At 36.8% G+C, this 5244-nt stretch carries 2 protein-coding genes, 1 rRNA gene and 1 pseudogene; 3 read left to right on the top strand and 1 reads right to left on the bottom strand.

Annotated features, from left to right (window positions below; genetic code table 11):
* The first annotated feature begins 117 nt into the window (after positions 1 to 117).
* The 3 genes and pseudogenes from rrf (at position 118) to JCM9157_RS22630 (ending at position 3656) form a co-directional block, all read left to right on the top strand.
* A 5S ribosomal RNA gene (gene rrf, locus JCM9157_RS22640) occupies positions 118 to 233 on the top strand.
* 592 nt (positions 234 to 825) lie between these two features.
* Positions 826 to 2160, top strand: a complete 1335-nt coding sequence (locus JCM9157_RS22635; protein ID WP_035668712.1) for an allantoinase — start codon at positions 826 to 828, stop codon at positions 2158 to 2160.
* Between the two features lie 63 nt (positions 2161 to 2223).
* Positions 2224 to 3656, top strand: a pseudogene (locus JCM9157_RS22630) (YfcC family protein).
* A gap of 124 nt (positions 3657 to 3780) precedes the next feature.
* Here JCM9157_RS22630 and JCM9157_RS22625 read toward each other — a convergent pair.
* Entirely contained in the window at positions 3781 to 4521 is a 741-nt protein-coding gene (locus JCM9157_RS22625) for a hypothetical protein (RefSeq protein ID WP_035668708.1), read from the bottom strand.
* Between the last annotated feature and the right edge of the window lie 723 nt (positions 4522 to 5244).

The raw sequence follows: 5244 nt of genomic DNA, 5'->3' as shown, positions 1-5244 counted from the left end.
AAAAGTATGGCACCGTTTCTATAATGCATTATCTAGTTTTGAGAGAATCTCTCTAATGTGAACTAAGATACCAGTTTGGAATCCGATGTTCGAGCATTTTAATAAAATGCCATATAGTCTGGTGGCGATAGCAAAGAGGTCACACCCGTTCCCATGCCGAACACGGTCGTTAAGCTCTTTTGCGCCAATGGTAGTTGGGGGCTTCCCCCTGTGAGAGTAGGACGTTGCCAGGCACTTTAAAGCATCCCGATAAGGGATGCTTTTTTCGTATATGAAATATTGAGAGAGACACAAAGCATCTAATAGCCAGAGTAAGCACAATCTAAAAGGTTGTGCTTTATTTTGCATGGTCAATGCAAAATATTTTAGGTACCGAAGAGACTTGTGTTGAATCATATAAGCAAAGTGATTCACTTAAAGGGAGTATGAGGAAGGCTAGTCTAAGCCAAGTGTTCGAAAAATAAGTTAGTTTAACTTCCCTTGCTTCCTTTGGTGTGATTGTTTTAAGGCTGGGACATGGAAAAAAATCATTAAGAGCTTCCATATTTATAGGGAAGAAAAAAGGAATACATTTCATGATTTATAAAAAATCGTTCTATGGGGTAAAAGATTGTCACAATATCTGACAACATCACCCTAAGTTTATGAAAGATCTGTTAAAACTGAATCATGTAAGAAAGAAGGAAGGATCTTTTCTTTTTTTTGGATATGGATTGTGCATGTCGACTAAAAAAATAAAGATTTTTTAGTGTGAGTAGCTAATGATGAATCTATGAAAATCTTTTACACTCAGCTTAAGCTAAATGAAAACAGGAGGCAGTTGATATGAAGTTTGATACGGTTATCCTTTCTGGAACCCTTGTGACTGAAAATGATGTGTTTGAAGCCGATTTAGGGATGCTGAATGGCAAGGTCGTTGCAATTTGTGAACCAGGCACAATTGAGAAAGGAGATGCCACAGTGATTGATGCAAAAGGTTTGCATATATTCCCAGGTTTGATTGATGTTCATGTACATTTTAATGAACCTGGAAGAGATCAATGGGAAGGGCTTGATACAGGGAGCAAAAGTTTAGCTGCTGGTGGTGTGACAACATTTTTTGATATGCCTTTAAATAGCAATCCTCCTACAACGACAAAGGAACGCTATTTAGAGAAGAAACAGCTAGCTGATGAAAAGTCTATTGTCGATTACCGATTATGGGGCGGGTTAGTACCTGATAATATTGAAAATCTCGAAGAGCTTTATCAAGAAGGTGCGATTGGCTTTAAAGCATTTATGTCCGAGTGTGGAACGGATGATTTTCAACATGCTGATAACGGTACATTATTAAAAGGGATGGAAAAAATCGCACAATTGGATTCGATTTTAGCTCTTCATGCTGAGTCTAATGAAATGATCAATTATTTAACATACAAAACGAAAAAGGAGCAACGTTTATCAATCCGTGATTACTGCAACTCGCGCCCGGTCTTATCTGAGCTAGAAGCAGTGGAAAGAGTACTTAGTTATGCAGAGTTAACGAAGTGTAAATTACATATTGTTCACGTAAGTAGTAAGCGAGTAATTGACCGTATTAAGGAAGCGAAGGAACGAGGGATTGATGTCACTGCTGAGACTTGCCCACACTATTTGAGTTTATCGGTTGATGATTTTGAGGAAATTGGCCCTACTGCTAAATGTGCACCACCTTTACGAGAAAGAGATGAAGTGGAGTTGTTATGGCAATCATTAAGAAACGGAGATATCGACATCATTAGTTCCGATCATTCTCCATCACCTCCAGAAATGAAAACACAAGGAGAAAGCATTTTTGACGTTTGGGGTGGAATTGCTGGCTGTCAAAATACATTGCATGTCCTTTTAACAGAAGGTTTTCATAAGCGTGATGTATCATTGTCAAAAATTGCAGAAGTGACCGCTTTTCAACCTGCCAAACGTTTTGGACTCTATCCAAATAAAGGGTCAATCAGAATTGGTTCGGATGCTGACCTAACATTGATTAACCTTAACGAAGAGTTCGTATTAAAAACAGAAGACCTTAAATACAGACATAAGATCAGTCCATATGTCGGGAAAACGTTTATTGGCAAAACGCTATACACATTCTCAAGAGGTCAATGTGTTTTTGAAGATGCTTCAAGTAAAACTAGTGTTTAATTAAACACTAGTATAGGATTTGAAGACTGAATATTCGGTATTTTAATTGAGGAGTGGGAGACTATGAGAGCTGAAGCACCTATTGCACGACCAGAATCAAAACAACATCAGCCTAAGAGGAAATTTGCTTTTCCTCACATATATGTTATTTTATTAATTTTTGTTGCAGGTATGAGCCTGGCGTCGTATATTATTCCGGCAGGCAAGTATGAACGTGTCGAAGGTCCAATGGGAAGAATGATGATTAATCCCGAAGTGTTTACGTTTATTGAATCAACTCCAATTGGACTCATGGATTTCTTAAAAGCGATTCCTCAAGGGATGGTTAGCGCCAGCTCTGTCGTGTTTTTTACTTTTATGATTGGTGGAGCTTTATGGTGTTAAAGGATACAGGAATTATTCACTTTGGTGTAGATCGCTTAACGAAAAGGTTTAGTACGAATAAGGTGTTAATTATTCCTGTGTTACTCGTGACTTTCTCGGTAATTACAGCTTTTATTGGTACACCAGAATTAGCTCTAGTCTATGTGCCAATCTTAATACCGCTCATGATTAAGCTCGGGTACGATAAAATGATGGCTGCTGGTGTAGCTTTGATTGCAACTACTGGAGGATTTTTATCGGCATTAACCAATCCAGGTACGGTTGGTCTTTCTCATCAAATTGCTGAGTTGCCCGTTTACTCGGGGGCTGGATATAGGTTTTTATTATTAATGGCAATCATTCTATCAGGTGTTGTTTTCTTGCTTCTATACGCGAAAAAGTTAGAGAAAAACCCTCAATTAGTGAAGCAGAGTTTAAAAGAAACAGCGTCTAAGCATTTTTTCGAAGAGAAAAGCTATGAAATTACTACGAGACAAAAGATAGCAGGTCTTGTCGTCATCATAATGTTCTTTGGAATGATTTACGGTGTTTTAACATATCAGTGGGATTTCGTTACATTAGCTGGTTATTTCCTAGCAGTTGGCATTGTTGTCGGGATTGTGGCAGGGCTGTCAGGTAACCAAATCAGTGAATCTTTTAATAAAGGGTTTCGTGACGTGTTACTGGGAGCGATGATTATCGGTGTGGCTCGCGGGGTAGCGGTTGTTATGGAAGAAAGTCAAATCATTGATACAATTATTTATGGGTTATCACATGTCGTTAGTAGTTTGCCATCATCCATTACCGTATTAGGAATGCTGGCAACGCAAGGTTTATTTAATTTCTTTGTTCCTTCCGGTAGTGGCCAGGCTTTAATTACAATGCCGATTATGATCCCATTAGCAGATATCGTTGGAACAACAAGACAAACAGCGATATTGGCTTTCCAAATTGGAGATGGGTTATCTAATATTATTTTCCCAACTTCAGGATACTTTATGGCCACTATTGCAGCAGCTGGAATTTCTTATGCGAAGTGGGCAAAGTTTATTTATCCATTATTGATTGTTTGGTTCTTGATCGGATGTGTCTTTTTGTTAATTGCTCATGCCATTTCGTGGGGGCCTTTTTAAAGAGAAGTGAGTAGGGTGGAGATATTACCTGCATAGCCACTCATCTAAATTTAGTCAATGTATAGATGAAGTAGACATGATAGGAATAAGTTTGTTAGGAAGCCTTTTACTCAGGCTTCCTTTTTTAGTTTTTTAGATAATCATCAATCATCTTCTGAATACTAATTACCATCACTCCTTTAAAATTCATGCAACGAGTGAGAACTTTTCGTTGCTGATCTTCCGTCAGCATTTCAAACGAATGTGGCTTGAGTTTTTTAAGTATAAAATCAATCGTCTTCATCTTTTCGTGTGTTAGTCTCTTGTGGTCACTTATTTTTAGAAGTGCTCTGTTGTATAGAAATTCTTTAATACGTGGTGAAAATGCCTTATGAGTAGCAATCCAGTTCAACGTTGACGTTGTCGCCTGTTCGCTTCTATAATGTTCTGGAACTGCTGGGTGATAATTCAGGCGCTCTAATTCATTTCGTTTAAAACCTGTGTGGGTGATTAAGGTTTTAAGGGAAATGGGGGATAAGTGTCTTAACATTTCTAGTAGTTTAAGTTTGTTGTCTCTACTCCAGGAATCTCCTTTGTTATGAAGTCGCCTCATCACTTTTAGGTTTTGTTTAATCGAAGACGTTTTCTTTTCGATAATGCAAGGCGCTTTTTGATAATTTTGCTCTTTCATATATCTATATTTATCATAACCACCCACGAGTACGTACTTTCCAGCGCGTACATGTTTTTCAACTGGGAGGATTAAATCATATGTTTCTATTTGATTGGCGGTTAATTGCATCCTTGTCAAAAAAGAACTAGAAATATAAGCATCATAAAGGGGTTGTATATTTTTCAGTGGGATCATGATGATTTCTTCCTTCATATACACCAGCTCCTTGTTCGATGTATATGAGAGGGGGAAATTGTCCTATTCTTTTTCAAAGAATACAAAGGTTTGAGAACGTGGAGTTTATTGGTGATAACTCATTACGAACTTTTAATAGATGAAATATGATCATCATTTGAAAAAGTGGCATGGCTTCGAATTGTAAATTAATAATAGTAACGGCTAATTGTTTAGGTGGGGGAGTAATGAGAGTGTGTTAGGGAGATGTTTGTATTCAGGAAAGTTGTTTTAGAAGTTCAGGATGGAGTCGTACTTATATGTAGTCTAAATACAAATCTAAATTCTTGTTGCTCTGAAGTATATTTTTAGAAATTACTTATTTAAAGGTTTAGTTGGGGGTGTTTGTAGTAATATGTCCTTCTTTATAAATTTTAAGTTGATTGCCGTAAGTAATTATGATAAATTATTAAATCTAACCGCAAAACATTTTTAAAAAAGTTATTGCGTAGAATTATTTATTGTGGTATATTATTATTTGTCGTCGTTAACGATTGGTTGTTTCGTAACGATCTCAAAAATAACTTCAAAAAAGTTATTGCGCAGAATAAATAGTTATGTTATAATAATAAATGTCGCTAACGAAGTGACGCAATAGTTCTTTGAAAACTGAACAAAAGCCAAGCGAAAAGAGAAAACATGTTTTTCTCGTCAAAGTAATTTTTCGAATGGAAAATTGCATCATTATTATTAATGAGCACA

It is taken from the genome of Halalkalibacter akibai JCM 9157 (assembly GCF_000513135.1).
Classification (GTDB): Bacteria; Bacillota; Bacilli; order Bacillales; family Bacillaceae_D; genus Halalkalibacter; species Halalkalibacter akibai.
Note: the sequence above shows the minus strand (reverse complement) of the source record. Positions and strands in the feature narration are given on the sequence as shown.